Source organism: Limnoglobus roseus (assembly GCF_008254045.1).
Classification (GTDB): domain Bacteria; phylum Planctomycetota; class Planctomycetia; order Gemmatales; family Gemmataceae; genus Limnoglobus; species Limnoglobus roseus.
The window spans coordinates 5,790,648-5,808,378 of sequence record NZ_CP042425.1 but is presented as its reverse complement, the minus strand read 5'-3'; the positions used below and the strand labels follow the sequence as shown (position 1 = coordinate 5,808,378).

Sequence of the window (17,731 nt, the reverse complement as noted above, 5' to 3'; positions counted from 1 at the left end):
CTCCGCCCCCACACTACGGTAGCCCGATGACGCCGCCCGACCTGCCGGACGATCCCCGTGAGTGGCCGAAGGACCCGTTCGCCCTCCTCGGCGTCGAGCGCGGCGCGGAAGACATCACCATCCGCCGCGCGTACACGCAACTCATCCGGCGGTTCAAGCCGGAACACCACCCGGAACAGTTCTGCAAGATTCGCGAGGCTTACGAAACTTGTCAGCAACAGGCGGGCTGGTTTCGTTCCGCCCCTCGCGAAGTGCCGACGGAAGACGACAAGGCCGACGCCGCCCTCCCCCGCTGGTCCACGCCGGTAGTGGATGTCCAGCCGAGTGCGGCCGACAAGTTCTGGGCGACGGCCACGGCCGGGCAGTTGGACGAAGCCTATCGCGGGCTGGTGTCACTGTCTCTCAACGAGAACGACTCGGCGGACGTGGCCCTTCGACTGTACTGGCTGCTGGCCGTCGATCCCAAATTGGACATGAAGCGGACCCGGCACGACTGGCTGTTCGGCGCGCTCACGCAATCGAAACTCGACCGCCCCGCCGTGGAGTTGTACCGCCGCGAACTGGAGGCCGACGCGCAGATCGCCCTCGCCGATCCTTACGTCGAGTTGCTGAACGCCGACGCCGAGTGGCCGCAGTTGCTCGAAGTGGCCCAACTGCGGTTGGCGGCGGCCGGACGATTGGGACGCTATTCGCTCATCGAGTTCGACTTGAAGCAACTCAAGAAGCACGTCGGCCTCGAAAATGACGCGGCGTGGTTGGGCCTACTCGTGGCGGCGATGGATTGGGCGGCGTGGAACCAGCCGAATCTGATCGTCTCGTTCTGCCAGGACGAATTGCAATCGCTAAAACACCTGGAACTGCACCACAGCTATTACTTCGACCGCGTCGATCAAACCCTCTATTGGGGTGGTGAAGGGTCGGCCGTTCAGGGGCCACTGCTGGAAGAGTTTATCCGCTTACTCGGGACCGTCTGGGCGACGCACGGGCCGGTATTGCGGTCCGATATCGTCGAGGGGCTGAAACCCTTGGCGGCGCAGCCGCTTCGTTGTCTGGGCTGCCTGGACGACCTCTTTGCGGATCGCGGCCCGAACCTCGGAATTCTCGCCGTCGGGTTGCTCGGTCGCTACGTTCCGGATTCCGAACATACCTTCTCGGCAGACGTCCTCCGCGGGTACGCCCGTCGGGTTCCCGGAATCGGCACGCAACCCTGGCACATCCTCCGCGGCCGCCTTCTCGACGTGTTCATTCAGCACAACATCCGCCCCGAAGAACTCGCTGAAGCCTGCGCCGCCGACCCTGAGCCGCGCTTCCGCGAAGTGTCAGGCGCGATCCTCGCCGACCTCAGCCTCCGCCTCGCGTGGCTCGCATCGTGCCTCGGCCCCGTGAAGACCGAGGCGTAACGCAATCACGGCTTGCCGAACGGCAGTTTGCCCTCGCCGCGCGGCTTTGCCCGGCCGGGGCCGCCGACCTTGTCGTAGACGCGGACGTAATCGACCACCATCTCGGCCGGGAAGACCGTGTTCTTGTCCGGGTTGCCGAGGAACTTGCCGCCGACGGCCACGTTCAGCACGATGTAGAACGGGTGGTCGAACGGGGCCGGCCATGGGTTCAGGTCGGATTCTTGCGTCGGGTTCGCCCCCTTTGTGCCGTCGGTCTTGCCGCTGCTCCACCAAAACGAGTGCGTTGCCGACGGGAGATCGTCCACGAAGAAGCGCATCTCACCCGGCTCCCACTCCATCGTGTACGTGTGGAAGTCCGCGATCGTGCCCCCCTTCGGCAGCACGTAGTCCTTGGGGATGTGCGTGTTGGCCGGCCACTTCGAGCCGAAGTGGAGGGTGCTGAGGACTTTCGTCGGCTCCTGCCCGCGGGCTTCCATGATGTCGATCTCGCCGGAGGAAGGCCACGTGCCGTAGGTCTCCTTCTGCGGCAGCATCCAGATGGCCGGCCAGACGCCCTTGCCGGTCGGAAGTTTCGCCCGGAACTCGAACTTGCCGTAAAGTTTGTTGAAGAGTTCGCCGCCGTCCTTCTTCCGCGTCTTCAGCCGGGCCGACGTGTAACCACAGCCGAGGTACGATTCCTTGATCGCCTTGATGTGCAACATCCCGTCCTTCACGAAGGCGTTGTCGGCCTCCTTCGTGTAGTACTGTAACTCACTGTTGCCCCACCCGCCGATCCAGGTGTTAGTGCCGTAGTCGAAGAAGCCGTTGCCGGTGTCGTAGTCCCACTTCGCCTTGTCGATCTCGGTGCCTGCGAACTCGTCACTCCAGACCATCTTCCACTCGGCCGCCGTGTCGGCCGCCCGCGGAGAGCGCGTCGGCCAAAGGGCGACCGCCAGGGCGATCAGGGGGATCACGGCCAAACAACAGCGGCTCGTCATGGGAGGGGCCTCCGGGTGTTGGTTTGTCACACTCAGTCTATGGCTGGTAGAAGGCGGCGATGTCCTTCTTCAACTTCAACCGCGACGGCTTGTGGGCGTACATCATGTGCCCAGCCTCGTAGTAGGCCATCGTCACGCGGTCGCGGAGTTTGCGATCGCCACCGAGGTGGTTGACGGTGTACTGCGTCGCGAAGTACGGCGTGGCGAGGTCGTAGTACCCGTTCGCCACGAAGACCCGCAGGTCGGCGTTTTGGGCCATCGCTGTCTTCAGCGACGGGGCGACGTTCAGGTAGCGGTTCGTCGCGGTCCCGTAGTTCCACGGCTGCACGCGGCCGGTGAGAATCTCGTAGGGCATATCGCTCTCGTACTTCAATTCACCGCGGAGGTAGGCGTTGAACGACTCGGTGAACGTCCCCTGCACGGACGCATAGCTCGGGTCGTAGTCCGGGCGTTCCGCGGCGTCGTTGAAGTCTTTGCCGAGTATCCGGCTGTCGTAGCGACCGGTGATTCGGCCTTGATCTCGCAACAGTTCGCGCATAAACCGCTGCCCCTCCACGCGAAGGTCCGCACGAAGGACGAACGCCTTCGACAGTCCGGTGAAGTGGGCGATCTTCACCGCAACGTCGTCTCGTTCGCTCTCCGACAGGTCCAATCCCTTCTGGAGCGCGAGGGTGTACTCGCCGGCGGCGAACTTCTCGGCCTCGGCCAGCGTCTTCGGCAGGTCGGCCTGCTGTTCGGCGCTCAGCTTCTTGTGATACCACGCCGTCGCGGCGTAGCTCGGCAGGTACAGGATGAACGGCAGATCGTTCCCCTCGTCGAAGCGGATCGTGCCAAAGTTCAGCACAGCCGAGATGAGCAGGACGCCGTTTAGCCGCATCCCGAGGCGGCCTTGCAGGTGATTGGACAACCCCGCGGCCCGCGTCGTGCCGTAGCTTTCGCCGGCGACGTACTTGGGCGACGGCCAGCGGTCGTTCTGCGTCGTGTAGAGGCGGATGAACTCGCCGACGCTTTGCACGTCTTCTTGGACGCCGTGGAACTGCTTGGCGTTCTTCTCGTCGGCCGCCCGGCTGAAGCCGGTACTCACCGGGTCGATGAACACGAGGTCGGTCAGGTCGAGTAGTGACTCCTCGTTCTCAACCAACTTTGCGGGCGGGGGCAAGGCTTCGCCTTCGTCGGATAACGTCACCCGCCGCGGGCCGAATGTGCCGAGGTGTAACCACACGGACGACGACCCCGGCCCGCCGTTGAAGCAGAACGTCAGCGGCCGCTTCTTCGCGTCTTCCTTCGACTTGGTGTAGGCGATGTAAAAGATGTTCGCCGTCGCCTTCCCCTCGTCGTCCTTCAGTTGCATCCGGCCGGCCGTGGCCTCGTACTCGATGAGCTTGCCGCCGATGGTAACGGTGTGTTTCGTGCGGGTGAGCGCGTCCTTGCGGTCGGCGGCCTTCGGCGGTTCTTGGGCCGCGGCCGATGACGCAGCCAACAGAGTCGTGGTGATGACAAAGAGTCGGAACATTGAGAACTCGGTGTGAGTCGGTGGGAACGAGAGGGATGCAAGCATGGTAAAAGTCGCCCCGCCGGAAGCAACCCCCGCGGCCCGGCGAGTTGTCGTACAATCAAGTCAGGTTGCGAGGCTTCACCTTCCAGGAGGCGGTTCGATGCGGCAAGATTTGACGGACATCACCGTGGTCATGGACCGCAGCGGTTCGATGCAGGCGTGCCAAGCCGACGCCGAGGGCGGGCTGAATCGCTTCGTGGAAGATCAGAAGAAATTGCCGGGCGAGGCGACGTTCACCCTCGTGCAGTTCGATCACGAGTACGAGTTCGTTCACAAGGCAATCCCGATTCGCACCGTGCCGTATTGCCGCCTCGTGCCGCGCGGCAACACGGCCCTCCTCGACGCCGTCGGGCGGGCCATCGTCGAGACGGGCGAGCGGTTGGCGAAGACCCCCGAGGCGGATCGGCCGGCCCTGGTAGTGTTCGTGATTACGACCGACGGCCAGGAAAACGCCAGCCGCGAGTACACGAAGGCGAAGGTGCAAGAGATGATTTCGCACCAGACAGACGTGTACAAGTGGCAGTTCACCTACCTCGGGGCAAACCAGGACTCGTTTGGTGAGGCCGGGGCGATGGGCATTCCCATGAGCGGCACGGCCAACTTCACGGCCGCGACCGCCCGGGTGGCCTACGCCTCGGCGTCGGCCCAGGTCGGACGGATGCGGACGCAGGCGAAGTCGAGCCAGCCGATCGACAACGCCTTCACGACGACCGAGATCGAAGACATGGAAGGCAAGAAGGGTAGCAAGTAACCGCGAAAGAAGGTTCTCGATGTTCGTCACTGCACTGCTCTTCGCCAATCTCGCCAGCACGCCGACCGCCGCCCCGGAAGGGAAGACGGTCCGCGTGCTGACCTACAACCTGCATCACTGCGAAGGGACCGACGGTAAGCTCGACTTGGAGCGGATCGCGAAAGTCATCACCGACGTGAAGCCGGACGTGGTCGCCCTTCAGGAAGTGGACCGTAACACGACGCGCACGAAGAAAGTCGATCAGGCCGCCGAACTCGGCAAACTCACGAAGCTGAAAGTCGCCTTCGGGAAGGCCATCGACCTACAAGGCGGCGAGTACGGGCAGGCGATCCTGTCGCGCTCGGAGTTGACTGGCATGAAAGTTCACACGCTGCCCGCCAAGAAGGGCCAAGAGACGCGAATCGTCCTGGAAACCCATGTCGAACTCGGCGGCGGACTGCCGCCACTGACGTTCCTCGGCACCCACTTCCAGCACGACAACGCCGCCACCCGCGAGGAACAGGCGGCGAAGGTCAACGAACTCTTCGGTGCCCTCAACGGCCCCGCCCTGCTCGCCGGCGACTTGAACGCCCCGCCCGACAGCCCGCCGCTCCAAACGCTCGGCCAAAAGTGGACCGTCGCCACGGTCGCCGGCCAGAAGTTCCCGACGATCCCGTCCGACGTGCCCCGGCAGCAAATCGACTTCGTCCTATTCCGTCCGGCAACGCAGTTCAAAGTGGTGGAAGTGAAGGTGATCGAGGAAAAGATCGCATCCGACCACCGCCCCGTGTTGGTGGTGCTGGAGTGGGTCGGGAAGAAGTAACTCACGCCCCGACGCCCGCACTTTCGACGCTCCGCCAGAAGGCTTGCAGCGTCTTGATGGCCTCCACGGCCGGCAGCGGTTGGGTCGAGTAAAGTGTTCGCACGTAGAGGTTCGCCAGCTTCCGGCCGTCCTCGTCGAAGTCGGCGTACTTTCCGCCGATGCGGGCCGCGAATTCGTTCGGCGTTTCGTCCGGCGTCCGGCCCATGTCCTGTTCCCAGGCCCACGATTCGAAGGCCGAGAAGCTGTACTCGATGAGTTGCGTCAGTGTCATCCGCTTCGCGCTGCCGTCGTCGAACGGGTTCGGGAACTCGCTGAACGGCGGCGGCCGATCCTCGACCTCGGCGACGGCTTCTTCCTGCCGCTTGTTCGCCGTCCGCACCCGCTCCTTTCGGGCGAACAGCCCGCGTAGCCAGTCAAGAAGCCCTTGTGCCCAGGCCGTGAACGGGGCGAGATACTTGAGGAAGAAAACGAACAGCCCGACAACGACCAGCACCGCGATCACAATCCAGACGACCCACTTGATGAACGAGCCGACCGCTTGCATGGCCTTCGAGACGGCACCCGACGAAGACTCATTCCCGCCGTCCGAGCGGTCGCGGTCCTCGGCCTTCCCGTCGGCGTTCTTCGCCTCGCGATCGCCTTCGGCTTTGTTGTCCTTCTGATCGCCCGGCTTGCCGTCCTGCTTGTCGGGATTGTCCTGCTGTTTCGCGTTGTTGCCTTGCGCGTTGTTCTGCTGTTCGCCGTTCTTGTCGTCGCCCTTCTCCTTGCCACCTTTGTCCTTTCCCTTGCCGCCACCGTCGCCCTTCTCACCCGCGTTGCCGCCCTTTTCGCCGTTCTTGCCCGACTGTTTCGCGTCGGCCCCGGCTTCTTGCTTTTGACCGGCCTTCCCCTCGCCCTTGCCAGCGGACCCGTCGTCGGTCTTCTGGGCGTACTTCGACGCGCCGCGGTCGTCTTTCCCGGCCCGCGGCAAGTTGATGAGCGGCGTCTCCGAGTGCGGCCGCGGCAGTACCGCCCCGACCACGAGGAACATCGCGATCAGTGCCGCCCCCAGGCCGAGCCAGCCCATCGTCATCGCGGGTGGAATGTTCGCGTTGCGCTCGCGGAGGTACTTTCGCAGGCCGAGAAGGCTCGTCGTGACGAGGAGCATCAGGCCACTGCCGACGTACACGGCCATTTGCAGGAAGGTCGCCCGCCGTCTCGCGACGTCGTCGGCTGGGATGAGCGATTGCCCGAGGCCGAAGAGCGGGAACGCGGCGAGCGAGAAGTAGACGATCCACGTCCCCGGCGTGTGCGGCTTCTTCCGCTGGGTTTCGCGGAAGCGGTCCCACCGGGCCATCCAACCGAGGACGCCGACGGGGTCTTTCTTCCGCTTCTTGGCCTCCGCCTTGACGTCCGCCTCGTCATCTCCGTCCGTCTCGCCCTGCTTCTCCCTGGCCCGCGACTCGGCGGCGTTCGTCGGAGTCGGTCCGTCCAACCCAGCGGCCACGAGAATGCCGCGACCGCTGGACTTGCGGTCTTCGTCCAGGTGGGTGCAGTCCCAGGTCAACTTGTTCGCCGACCACCAGACGATGGCGATGAGGAAGAGGTTGATGACCGGGGAGATAAACTGCGTTCCCTTCGGATACGACACGAACGTCTGTAAGGCGATGAACGTCGCGAGGCCAAGACCGAGGCCGTACATGCGGGCCTTCATCGAACCCTGCTCGATGCTGATGCGGGCGATCAGCACCGCCCCGATGACGAAGAAGAACAGCGTGTAGAGCAGTCGGTCGCTGTACTGCCCGGCATACAGCACCTCGACGAGGAAGAAGACGAGGCTGCCGACCATCAGCATCACGAGGGCCGGGCTGAGCGCAATCACCACCCAATCGACCAGAGTCGGAGCTTTGGTTTCTGCGGGCATGTGCGGGACTCGCGGACGGGGTGGGGCACTCGGACAAGGACTGTTTTATCTTGACGCTACCGAACGGGGATCGCAAGAACAGAGAAGACGAATCCCGATCTGTAACCCGGCAGGTGTGTGTGCCCGCGATCCTCGGCTCTCCGCCGGCCTTCCCCGACGGCCCGCCCCCGTGGCCGCCGCCGAATGAGAACGTGGCGGCCGCCGTGCAGGTGGCGCTAGCGTCCGGCAGATGGGGGCAGTATCACGGTCCGTGCGTCGCCACCCTCGAAACGCAACTCACGGCAACCTTCGGCGTGCCGCACGCAATCACTTGCGCGAGTGGCACGCTCGCAGTCGAAGCGGCCCTGCGAAGCGTCGGAGTTGCGGCGGGCGACGAGGTGATTCTCGCGGCCTACGAGTACGAGTCGAACTTTCTCACCCTGCACGCACTCGGGGCGAAGCCTGTTCTGGTGGACGTGTCACCGGGAAACTGGAACCTTGACCCGGCCCAACTTGCCACCGCGATCGGCCCGAAAACGAAGGCGATTCTCGTGTCGCACCTCCACAGCGGTCTCGTGCCGATGAACGCGGTCTTGGCGGTGGCCGACGCGCACGGCATCGCGGTCGTCGAAGACGCAGCCCAGTGCCCCGGCGCGACGATTGGCCCGCGGCAGTGCGGCAGTTTCGGTTCCGTCGGCACGCTCAGTTTCGGCGGGTCGAAGTTGCTCTCGGCGGGCCGCGGCGGGGCGTTACTCTTCCGCGAAAGCCGGGCGTACCAGCGGGCGAAGCTCTGGCTCAACCGGGGTGTTCAACCGTGGGCACCACTGAGCGAACTGCAAGCGACGGTGGTACTGCCACAACTCGCGAACCTGGACGCCGACACGCAACGCCGACTCGCCTCCGTGCAGTTTCTTCGCGAACGACCGGTTCCGGGCCTTCAAGTATTCGACAACGGTTCAGCCGTGCAGACGCCCGCGTTCTACAAGGCTGGGTTCCGCTACGACCCGGCCGCGTTCGGCTTACCGCGGGAACTCTTCTGCCGGGCGATGCGGGCAGAAGGGATCGCGTTCGACGTGGGATTCAAAGCCCTGCATCTCGGCCGATCGCCGTCGCGGTTCCGGGCCGTCGGCGATCTCGCGGAGGCCACCCGTGCGAGCGAGAACTGCGTGAAGTTGCACCACCCCGTCCTGCTGCACCCGCCCGATGTCCTCGAACGAGTTGCCCGCACGATCGAAAACGTCTACCGTAATGCGGTGCGGATTCGTGCCGCGTTCCCACCGTCCTGAAAGGACTTCGCATGTCCCGGTTCTTTGCCAGTGTGGCCCTCGTGATCGCGCTGGCCGCCCCCACCCCGGCCGCCGATCCGCCCGCCGGGTCGTGGAAGCTCACCTTCCGCCTGAACGAGCGGCCGGTCATGCTCCTACTCACGTTCGCACAGGCCGACGGCAAGTGGACCGGCGAGATCGCCGACGCGACGGTGCAGTTCAACAAAGACCCGAAGTTCGACAGCGTCGCCGTCGCCGGCAACACGCTCAAGTTCACCCTCAGCGTGGACAAGCAGCCGTTCGTGACGTTCGACGGCGTCGTCCTCAAGGACGGCAAGAAGATCAACGGTTCGCTCAGTATCGGCGGCGCTCCGCTCGAACTGACAGACTTGCGGCCGAGCACTCTCAAGAAGCTGGCCGACCCGTTCGAGGTGATGAAGGAGACGCTCTCGCAGTCCGACGATGCGCAAACCGTGTTCGACTCGTCAATCATCATTCTCGGCCAGGCGACGGGCAAGAAGATGAAGCCGGAGGAAGCCCGGGGCATCGTGGACCGCGCGACGAAGATGGCCGCCGACTACGGCCCCCGGTGGGAGCGCACCGCCGCCCTGCGGTTCGCGACCGTGCTGGCCGACCAGGCGGGATTCGCGGACATCGCCCTCGCACAAGCCCGCAAGGCCGAGCGGCTACTGACCGACGAAGACGAGGCGACCGTGCGAATCGAGGTGCTGGAAACACTCATGCGGACGCTGACGAAGGCCAGCAAGCCCGAGGACGCGAAGAAGTACGAGGTGCAAATTCAGCGGCTCGAAGCCCGCGACTACCAGGACTACGGCAAGACGTTCCCGCCGTTCAAGGCAGACGAGTTCAAGGGCCGCAAGGCGAAGACCGACCGCGTCGCGCTGGTCGAAATCTTCAGCTCGACGGAACTCCCGCCGACGGCCGCGTTCGAGTCCGCCCGTGACGCCCTGCTGAAGTCGTACAAGCCGACGGACGTGATCGTGCTGACGTACCACATCAACATCTCGGCCGGCCTCGACGTGATGGCAAACAAGGGGTCGCAGGACCGCCTGGAGTTTTACGCGAACGCGATCCAGCGCGGCACGTTGTCCTTCGTCGACGGCAAGCGGGCCGTGGCACTGCAAAAGGAAACCACCGTCGCCGCGTCGAAGGCCATCTTCGACGCGCTGAAGGAGAAGATCGACGACGACCTGGAGAAGCCGGCCGGCGCGAAACTGACACTGGCCGTCACGCCCGGTGAGAAGGGGTTCACCGGGAAAGCAACCGTCGCCGACCTAGAGAAGCCGGGCGAACAGACGTTCTTACGGTTCGCCGTCGTCGAGGACCGCGTCCGCTACACGGCCAGCAACGGCGTCCGCTACCACCACAACGTCGTCCGAGCGATGCCGGGCGGCAAGGGTTTCGTCCTGAAGAACAAGACAGCCGAGCAAACGGTCACGGTCGATCCGGTCGAACTTCGTGAGTCGATCACGAAGTTCCTGGACGAGTTGACGAAGGATGCCGAATCGCCCCACGGCGACCGTCCGCTGGCGCTGAAGAACCTCAAGCTCGTCGCGTTCATCCAGAACGACTCGACCGGCGACATCGTCGCCGCGACGCAAGTCGAGCTTGCGGCGACGAAGAAAGAATAGTGCCCGTGATCGTGGGTCGGCCATTCGCGGAGTGGCCGACCCCTTCCGTCTACTCTTGACAATTCACCCGTCCGGTCGATATTCCCGGCCCTCATTCGGACCACCACGCCATGAGGGTATCTCCGTGCTCATCACCCGTCGTCACGCGATTGCCAGTCTGGTCAGCCTCGCCGCCCTCCGCTCGCGCTCAGCCGCCGAAGAAGGGTCTGTCCATCTCGGCGAAAACCCGAAAGTCGGCGACACCTTCCTGTGCGACCTGCAACTAACAGTTAGCGGCAAACTGAAAGTCGAACGCGACGGCAAGCCGGACACGATCCCCCTGGAAGCAAAGGCGAAGCACCAGTTGTTGGAGCGGGTCGAGGCCGTCACCGACGGCGGAATTCAGAAGGCGGTCCGCCACTACCGCGAGGCCGGGTCAGATCGCGTGACCGGCGTGGACCGCGGCAAACAGTTGCTCGCCGACGACCGCCGCGGCATCGTCGTGCAGCGGACCGCCACGGGGCCGGTCCACTACAGCCCGGCCGGGCCGCTGACCCGTGACGACTTGGAACTCGTCTCCGAACACTTCGAAACGCTGGCGATTCCGGGCCTCCTGCCGAACAAGCCGGTGAAGGTCGGCGAGAGCTGGGCCGTCTCGAACGACACCGCCCAGGCGGTCTGCCTCTTCGACGGCCTCGTCAAAAACGACCTCGTCGGCAAGTTCACCGGCGTGAAGGACGGCAACGCCCTGTTCACGATCGAGGGCAAGGCCGAGGGGATCGAACAAGGGGCGAAGGTCAAGCTGACCGTGGCGGCTCAGGGCACCTTCGATACCGCGAAACACGTAGTTGTCGCGATCCGGTGGGAGCAGACCGACGAGCGTGATCAGGGGCCGGTCAGCCCCGCCCTGGAAGCGAAGGCGACGATCGTCCTCACGCGGACCGCTCAAGCGGTGGACTCAAAGGAACTCGCGGAAGTCCACGCGAAGCTGCCGGCCGACGGGAAGGTTCCCGAAGTGCTGACGCAACTCCGGCACGCCGACGCGGCTTACGAGATGCTCTACCCCCGTGACTGGTACATCGTCGTCAAGAACGACAAGCACCTCGTCCTGCGGTTGCTCAACCGCGGCGAGTTCCTCGCGCAAGCGACCATCGCGACGTGGAAGCCGAGTGCGGCCAACGCGGACGCGAAGGCGGCCCTGACGGAATTCGTGGACGCCACCAAGAAGCAGCCCGGGTGGGAGCCGGAGAAGGTTCTCGAAAACGGCCTGCTGCAAGCCGAGATGGGCCGGCAACTCTACCGCCTCTCGGCCAGCGGCAAGCAAGACGGCCTCGACGTGGTGCAGTCGTTCTACCTGCTCACCGGGCCGGCGGGCCAACACGTGGCGGTGGCGAACGTGTGCGGATCGGCTAACCTCACGAAGGTCGGCACGCAAGACGTGGCCCTCGTCACGGCCATCGACTTCCCGGCGAAGAAGTAACACCCCGCGCCACCCGCCCGGCCGGGGGAAGCCGACTTCGGCTTCCGATCTTCGTCGTCCCCTATCCCCGACGCGGTGTGTTATTGTAAATCGTAAGGGTGGGGTTTCGCGGTACTGAGAGGGGCGGGGGCGACATGCGGATCGGCGTTATCAGCGACACGCACGACCGGCACGAGGTTGTCGCCGACGCCGTCCGCCTCCTCGCGGAGCAACAGGTCGAGTTGGTCCTGCACTGCGGCGACATCGAGACCCCCGACACCATTGCCCTGTTCAAGCCCCTGCCCACGCACTTCGTCTTCGGCAACTGGGACAAGGACAAGGTGAAGCTCATCACGGCCATCCGCGACATCGGCGGCCAAAGTCACGACTCCTTCGGTGCGATCGAACTGGCAGGCAAGCGGGTCGCGTGGGTCCACTCCCACGACCGGCACCAGTTCTACGAACTCGAACACTGCAACTACTTCGACTACCTCTTCTACGGCCACACCCACGTCCGCGAGCAGCACCGCACCGGCAAGACGCTTGTGGCGAACCCCGGCGCGCTGTTCCGGGCGAACCCCAAAACGTGCGTCGTCCTCGACCTGGTCTCGGGCGAGTTGAAGCCGATCATCATTCCCACCACGGCGAAGCCGGGGGACTCGATCCACATCATGCCGGGGATGGCCAACCGCTCGATCCCCAGCTTGCCCTCCCTTCCCACCTCCGACGAACCGCCGCAAGAATAACCGACCGGAATTTTTTCGGCGCACTGCCCCACCCGACTGCCCAGCCCTCGATTCGCCTTGTTTCAGCCCTGTTGCGGCACGAGCCCACCTCGACTTGACACAAAATCTCCCACGGGCCATAAGTTTTGTCGCTCGGTCCCGATGAGCGGGGACGGCGGTGGACGTTGAGGCGTCTCGGCGGTCCGCACCCCGTTCTCACGCACCGTGGTTTCGCACGGAGGAGAGAATAATGATCCGTCTATCTCGCGCGATTTTGCTCGCGGCGGTTTGCGCCCTCGGCCTGCTTGGCTCCACGACTGCCCGCGCCGGTCTGCTGCCTGTCAACGTCAGCGTCAACCCGGAAGGTGACAACTACCGGTGGACTTACAACATCGTGCTGCCGACCGATTCGCAACTCCGGTCGGGTGACTACTTCACGATCTACGACTTTGGCGGCCTCGTCTCGACGAGCAACGTCCAGCCGGACAACTGGACGTTCAGCACCTCGCAGACAGGTCCCGTGCCGGACGGCGTGAACCCGACCGACCGCGCCGACCTGCCGAACCTGACGTGGAAGTACACCGGCCCGACGATCGGTAGCGGTCAGACCGGCCTCGGGAACTTCTGGGCCGTGTCGCTGTACCAGGAATCGACCGACTCGTTCTTCACGGCCACCACGCACCGCACCACCGACGGCAAGGTGGACAACAACATCACCGACACGACCGTGCCCGTCCCGGTGGCGACGCCCGGCGAGCCGAACCTCGTGCCGGAACCGGCCACGCTGTTGATGGCCGGCCTCGGCCTGCCGTTGATCGGTTTGGCCCGCTTGACCCGTCGGAAGGTCGCGGTCTGAACTTGAGCGAATCTTGAACTGTAGTTGACAGAATTTTTCGGGCCGCCTATGGTGGCCCGCCTAACCCGCCCGAAGCTCGCACTCGGGCACCGCGAACACTCTCAGCATCCGGAGGTTGGTTCTCATGCAACTGCGAAAATGGTTCTCGAAGCTGTTCCTGGCCGCCGCCGCAACGCTGGCGGCGAACGCCACCGCGACCGCCGGCCTGCTGCCGGTGTCCGTCACCGTGCTGCCCGAGGCGGACAACTTCCGGTGGACTTACGCCATCGTGCTGCCGACGGACAGCAAGCTCCAGTCGGGCAACTACTTCACCATCTACGACTTCCAGGGCTACGTGCCGGGCGGCGAGTCGGCCCCGGACGGCTGGACCTTCTCGGCTTCGAAGGTCGGCCCCACGCCGAACCTGCTCAAGCCGAACGACGACCCGGATCTGTACAACCTGACCTGGAAGTACACGGGGGATACGATCCCGAGCGGCCAGATCGGCCTCGGTAACTTCTGGGCGTTCTCGACGATCCAGGACGTGGCGTCCGACTCGTTTACGGCCCAGACTAACCGGACCTCGGACGGCCTGGTCGACAACAACATCACGGAAACTGACGTGCCGAAAGGTACGGCGCCGGTCGATCCGACGCTGACGCCGGAACCGACGACGCTGGTCCTGGCCGGCCTCGGCCTGCCGCTCCTCGGCCTCGCCCGCGTGCGCCGCAAGAAGGCCTGAGTCGCGTGATGAAATGAAACAAGCCGGCCCGATCGGGCCGGCTTGTTCTCTTTACACTTCGGCCCGCAGCATCTCGAACGCGAACTGCGACCAAGTTTCGAACTCTCCGCGCTCGTCCCACAATTGCGATTCCGATGCGAACCCGGTCTCGGTCAGTGCGTCCTCGTTCGACCTCGCGGCCGCAGCATCCAGTTCCAGCAAGTGAACGACGCCGAGGTGAACGCTGCCGACGAAGGTACGGTCGTCGTTGATGAAGCCGAGGAGCCGCTCCGTGAAGTGGCAGTCGATGGTTACCTCTTCGGCCAACTCGCGGCGCATGCCGTTCGTGTATAGGTCGGCCGGCCCCGCGGCGTCGTCTTCCGAGATGTGCCCGCCGATGCCGACGGAGCGGAGGGCTTGCAACCGCTTCTCGTTGCCGCTCGCGCCGCGGCGGTAGTGGAAGAGTTGATCGCCGCACCGGAGGATCACGTAGGGAATCAGCTGCTTGAACGCCGGGTCCGTTTCGACCACCGACCGGGGTTGGAACGAAAACACCCGCAGGTCGAGCAGGCTTCGCCGAAACGATTCATCTGCCCGGCGATAGCCCTGAAACGATCCGACCGCCTGAAAGTGGGCCGTCGGGATCACCAGCACGCGCTCATCGGTTGGCATTCGGTGGCTCACAGAAACTTGAGGACGGCGGCGACGGCGAAGGCGAACAAGATCATCGCCACGGCGAGCCGTAGCATTTCCGCCGACGGCCGCCGCGCGAGGAGGCGGTCGAGTTCGGCCTGATCACTCGTCTCGATGGCAACCTGAATCGCGGACTCGTACCGGCCTTCCGGGTAGTCCTTCGTTTGTTCTTCCGACAGGTGGCCCGGCACCGCAGTTGGCGTGACGGCGACGTGAAAGTTCAAGTCGCCGCCGAAGGCGAATGTCGTCGGCCACAGGTCACACCGGATGCGATCGGGGATCATCTGCCACAGGCCGCGAACGCGGGCCGGTTCCGGGGCAAGACGCTCCAGCGAGACGTGCGCACCGTCGAGCAGGGCTTGAGTGGCCCCGAGCAGCCATTGCGAATCGCCGGCCTTCAGCATCGCTCGCAACTCGACGACACTCCGCCGCGGCAGCGGTTCCGGCGGCCACGCCAGTTGCGCGAGCGACCCGCGGGCGTCGAAGTTGGCCGGGTAGCGGTCGGCGATGGCGAACGGGTCGCCAAGTTCGGCGTAGACTTTCCGCGACAGCAGCAGGAAGTGGAACGCGAGCGGCGGGTCGTCACTGCCGTCGGTGCGATCCGCGACTTGAACGACGGCCACGCGGTTGCGGTCGATCCCGTAGGCGAAAACCGCCGCCGGACACGCGACCCCGGCGGGTCGGCGGCCGAACTTCACGGCGATGCTGAAAATGGCTTCCTCGGCCGCGAAGTCGATCTCGGCCGACCGGGCCACGATCTTCGGCGACATCGCCATGCGGACGACGACGGCCTGCTCCATCGTGAGATCGGCGTCGGTCATCGGCCATCTCGCAACATTTCGCGGGCCGCGTTCCACCCGGCTGCCCCCATCACGCCGCCACCGGGGTGGGCGGCCGCGCCGCAGAGGTACAGCCCCGCGATCGGCGTTCGGTAGTTCGCGAAGCCCGCGACCGGCCGGAAGCTAAACAGGTTCGACAGCGACATCGCCCCTTGCATGATGTTGCCGCCGGTGATGCCCCACTCGCGTTCCATGTCCGGCGGGGCGTAGATACGACGGTCTATGACGCTCCGCTTGAAGTTCGGGGCGTACTCGTTGAGGATGTCGAAACAGCGGTCGGCGAACTTGTCCCGCTCCGCGTCCCAGGTCGTGCCTTTGAGCGTGTACGGGGCGTACTGCACGAACATGCTGAGGATATGCTTGCCCGCCGGTGCGAGCGTGGCATCGAGGGCGGTGGCCATCGTGCATTCGAGGATCGGGTTCGCCGCGGGTTTGCCGTACTTCGCGTCGTCGTAAGCCCGCTCGATGTAGTCCAAGTCCGGGCAGACGTGCATCGTACCGTGGTGCTGCGGGCCAACACCGGCCGTCGGCAGGCAGGAGAACCGCGGCGGTTCGCTGAGGGCGACGTTGATCTTCACCGTGGCCGACGAGTAGTCGATCGTCTTCACGGAAGCCACAAAGTCGGCGGGAAGGTCTTTCGCGTCCATCAGTTTCAGGAACGTCACGTTGGCGTCGGCACACGACGCGACGGCACTCGCGTGGAACTCCGTGCCGTCCTGAAGGGCGACGCCGGTGGCACGGCCGTCCTTCACGAGAATGCGGGCGACCGGCGAGTTCGGGCGAATCTCCGCGCCGTGCCGCTTCGCCGCGGACGCGATACTGTTGCTGATGGTCCCCATGCCGCCGCGGACGTAGCCCCACACGCCGCGGACGCCGTCGCACTCGCCCATAACGTGGTGGAACAGGACGTAGGCGGTGCCGGGGTGCGATGGCGGGGCGAACGCCCCGATGACGGCGTCGGTCGCGAGCGTGGCCTTCAGTTGTTGCGACTCGAACCAGCGGTCGAGGATCGGCGTGGCCGCCCCAGTCAGCACTTCGACGGCTTCGGCGGCGGCGTTCCGGCCCATGCCGCGGAAACGGTAGCCGAGTTTGCCGAGTTCCCAGAGGTTACCGAGGCCGGCGAACGGGTCGGGCGGCGTCTGCACCAGCATCGGTTCGAGGAAGTCGGCGACACGGGTGAGCATCGCTTCGTACTTCGGGTACTGCTCCGCGTCGCGCGGCGAGAACTTCGCGATCTCGCGGTGGGTTATTTCCTTGTCCGGCCCCATCATCAAATAGCGACCGTCGGGGAACGGCGTGAACGACGACGGCGACCGCGGGATCATCTCGAAGCCGTACTTCTTCAGTTCGAGGTCGCGGATGATCTCCGGCCGCAGCAGGCTGTTAACGTAGGCCGCGCTCGACACCTTGTAGCCGGGCCAGACTTCCTCCGTGATGCAGCACCCGCCGAGAATCTCCCGGCGTTCCAGAACCAGCACGCGGCGGCCCGCTTTCGCGAGGTAGGCGGCGGTGACGAGGCCGTTATGGCCGGCCCCGATGATGATTGCGTCGTAGCGAGATGGCATGAGGACTGAGATAGGCCGGGGCACGAAAAAACCCACCCTCGCGGGTGGGTCGTTGGGTCACTTCTTGGCTTTCACTTCTCGCGGCTTGGGGGCGACCTGCCGTTCCGGCTGAGCGATCGGCTCTTTCGGCTTCGGCTTGTCCGGCGTGGTCGGTGCGGGCGTCGGCTGGGGCTTGGGTGTCGTGGGTTGTTCGACCTTCGGGGCGGGCTTCGGCACCTCGACCTTCGGTGTCGGCCGCGGTTCGACCTTCGGCGGGGCGGGTTTGGGCCGCTCCACCGCCGGCACGACCGGCTTCACTTCGGGTTCCTCGACCGCGACCGGCTTCTTGAACGTGTCAGCGACCATCATGTCCACCGTGTAGGTGGAACCGACGGTCAGGTCGAGCTGCTTTCGCTTGTGGATCTCCTCGCCGTTCCACGTAAATGTCGCCTCAAAGATGTAGCGGTACTTTGCCCCGACCGGGAGTTCCGGCGTCACGAAGTATCGCGTGCCCGTCATTTGTCCCGTCGGGTGGCCGTTGATCGACAAGGTCGCCCCGACCGGCACTTTCAAAGTCACGGAGGCCGTTGCCGTTTGCGGAGCGGCGGTTGCACGGAGAGAGGACAACAGGAGAATCGCGGCGAGTGGAACG

The 17,731-nt window shown here is 64.8% G+C and carries 16 protein-coding genes; 9 read left to right on the top strand and 7 right to left on the bottom strand.

Annotated elements, in window-relative coordinates:
* Positions 1–26 precede the first annotated feature (26 nt).
* Positions 27–1,400 (top strand): hypothetical protein, encoded by a 1,374-nt coding sequence (locus PX52LOC_RS24490; protein WP_149112547.1) that lies wholly within the window; start codon positions 27–29, stop codon positions 1,398–1,400.
* Positions 1,401–1,405: 5 nt separating this feature from the next.
* Here the strand turns inward: PX52LOC_RS24490 and PX52LOC_RS24485 are convergent, their stop codons facing one another.
* Entirely contained in the window at positions 1,406–2,377 is a 972-nt protein-coding gene (locus tag PX52LOC_RS24485) for a glycoside hydrolase family 16 protein (RefSeq protein ID WP_149112546.1), read from the bottom strand.
* Between the two features lie 37 nt (positions 2,378–2,414).
* Entirely contained in the window at positions 2,415–3,890 is a 1,476-nt protein-coding gene (locus tag PX52LOC_RS24480) for a S10 family peptidase (RefSeq protein WP_149112545.1), read from the bottom strand.
* A 142-nt stretch (positions 3,891–4,032) separates the two neighbouring features.
* Here PX52LOC_RS24480 and PX52LOC_RS24475 point away from each other — a divergent pair, with 142 nt between their 5' ends.
* Positions 4,033–4,683 carry a vWA domain-containing protein gene (locus PX52LOC_RS24475; protein WP_149112544.1) on the top strand — a complete coding sequence of 217 codons (651 nt, stop codon included), beginning with the start codon at positions 4,033–4,035 and terminating at the stop codon, positions 4,681–4,683.
* A gap of 19 nt (positions 4,684–4,702) precedes the next feature.
* Entirely contained in the window at positions 4,703–5,485 is a 783-nt protein-coding gene (locus PX52LOC_RS24470) for an endonuclease/exonuclease/phosphatase family protein (protein WP_149112543.1), read from the top strand.
* A 1-nt stretch (position 5,486) separates the two neighbouring features.
* Here PX52LOC_RS24470 and PX52LOC_RS24465 read toward each other — a convergent pair whose 3' ends face one another.
* Positions 5,487–7,388: a DUF4129 domain-containing protein gene (locus tag PX52LOC_RS24465; RefSeq protein ID WP_149112542.1), complete on the bottom strand. Its 1,902-nt coding sequence runs from the start codon at positions 7,386–7,388 to the stop codon at positions 5,487–5,489.
* Between the two features lie 119 nt (positions 7,389–7,507).
* On the opposite strand from PX52LOC_RS24465, the gene PX52LOC_RS24460 reads away from it, so the two are divergent.
* The 6 genes from PX52LOC_RS24460 to PX52LOC_RS24435 all read left to right on the top strand — a co-directional run bounded on the left by PX52LOC_RS24460 (position 7,508) and on the right by PX52LOC_RS24435 (position 14,024).
* A complete protein-coding gene (locus PX52LOC_RS24460) occupies positions 7,508–8,653 on the top strand; it encodes an aminotransferase class V-fold PLP-dependent enzyme (RefSeq protein WP_246173456.1) in 1,146 nt (381 codons plus the stop codon).
* Positions 8,654–8,664: 11 nt separating this feature from the next.
* Positions 8,665–10,284: a hypothetical protein gene (locus PX52LOC_RS24455; protein ID WP_149112541.1), complete on the top strand. Its 1,620-nt coding sequence runs from the start codon at positions 8,665–8,667 to the stop codon at positions 10,282–10,284.
* 124 nt (positions 10,285–10,408) lie between these two features.
* The gene (locus PX52LOC_RS24450) at positions 10,409–11,743 is read left to right on the top strand and encodes a hypothetical protein (protein ID WP_149112540.1); all 1,335 of its coding nucleotides are present in this window, start codon (positions 10,409–10,411) and stop codon (positions 11,741–11,743) included.
* 134 nt (positions 11,744–11,877) lie between these two features.
* Positions 11,878–12,468 carry a YfcE family phosphodiesterase gene (locus PX52LOC_RS24445; RefSeq protein WP_149112539.1) on the top strand — a complete coding sequence of 197 codons (591 nt, stop codon included), beginning with the start codon at positions 11,878–11,880 and terminating at the stop codon, positions 12,466–12,468.
* A 229-nt stretch (positions 12,469–12,697) separates the two neighbouring features.
* The gene (locus PX52LOC_RS24440) at positions 12,698–13,303 is read left to right on the top strand and encodes a PEP-CTERM sorting domain-containing protein (protein ID WP_149112538.1); all 606 of its coding nucleotides are present in this window, start codon (positions 12,698–12,700) and stop codon (positions 13,301–13,303) included.
* Positions 13,304–13,427: 124 nt separating this feature from the next.
* Positions 13,428–14,024 (top strand): PEP-CTERM sorting domain-containing protein, encoded by a 597-nt coding sequence (locus PX52LOC_RS24435; protein ID WP_149112537.1) that lies wholly within the window; start codon positions 13,428–13,430, stop codon positions 14,022–14,024.
* A gap of 51 nt (positions 14,025–14,075) precedes the next feature.
* On the opposite strand, the gene PX52LOC_RS24430 is transcribed toward PX52LOC_RS24435, so the two are convergent.
* From PX52LOC_RS24430 to PX52LOC_RS43440, 4 genes are read right to left on the bottom strand one after another with little or no spacing between them, the layout of a single operon-like run.
* Complete coding sequence (locus tag PX52LOC_RS24430; RefSeq protein WP_149112536.1) at positions 14,076–14,675, bottom strand: phosphoesterase; 600 nt, start codon at positions 14,673–14,675, stop codon at positions 14,076–14,078.
* A gap of 8 nt (positions 14,676–14,683) precedes the next feature.
* Positions 14,684–15,517 (bottom strand): hypothetical protein, encoded by an 834-nt coding sequence (locus PX52LOC_RS24425; protein ID WP_149112535.1) that lies wholly within the window; start codon positions 15,515–15,517, stop codon positions 14,684–14,686.
* On the bottom strand, positions 15,514–17,100 hold the full coding sequence (locus tag PX52LOC_RS24420; RefSeq protein ID WP_149112534.1) for a phytoene desaturase family protein: 1,587 nt from the start codon (positions 17,098–17,100) through the stop codon (positions 15,514–15,516). The genes PX52LOC_RS24425 and PX52LOC_RS24420 overlap by 4 nt, the downstream gene beginning before the upstream one ends.
* Before the next feature lie 57 nt (positions 17,101–17,157).
* On the bottom strand, positions 17,158–17,658 hold the full coding sequence (locus PX52LOC_RS43440; RefSeq protein WP_168219178.1) for a TIGR03000 domain-containing protein: 501 nt from the start codon (positions 17,656–17,658) through the stop codon (positions 17,158–17,160).
* Positions 17,659–17,731 lie beyond the last annotated feature (73 nt).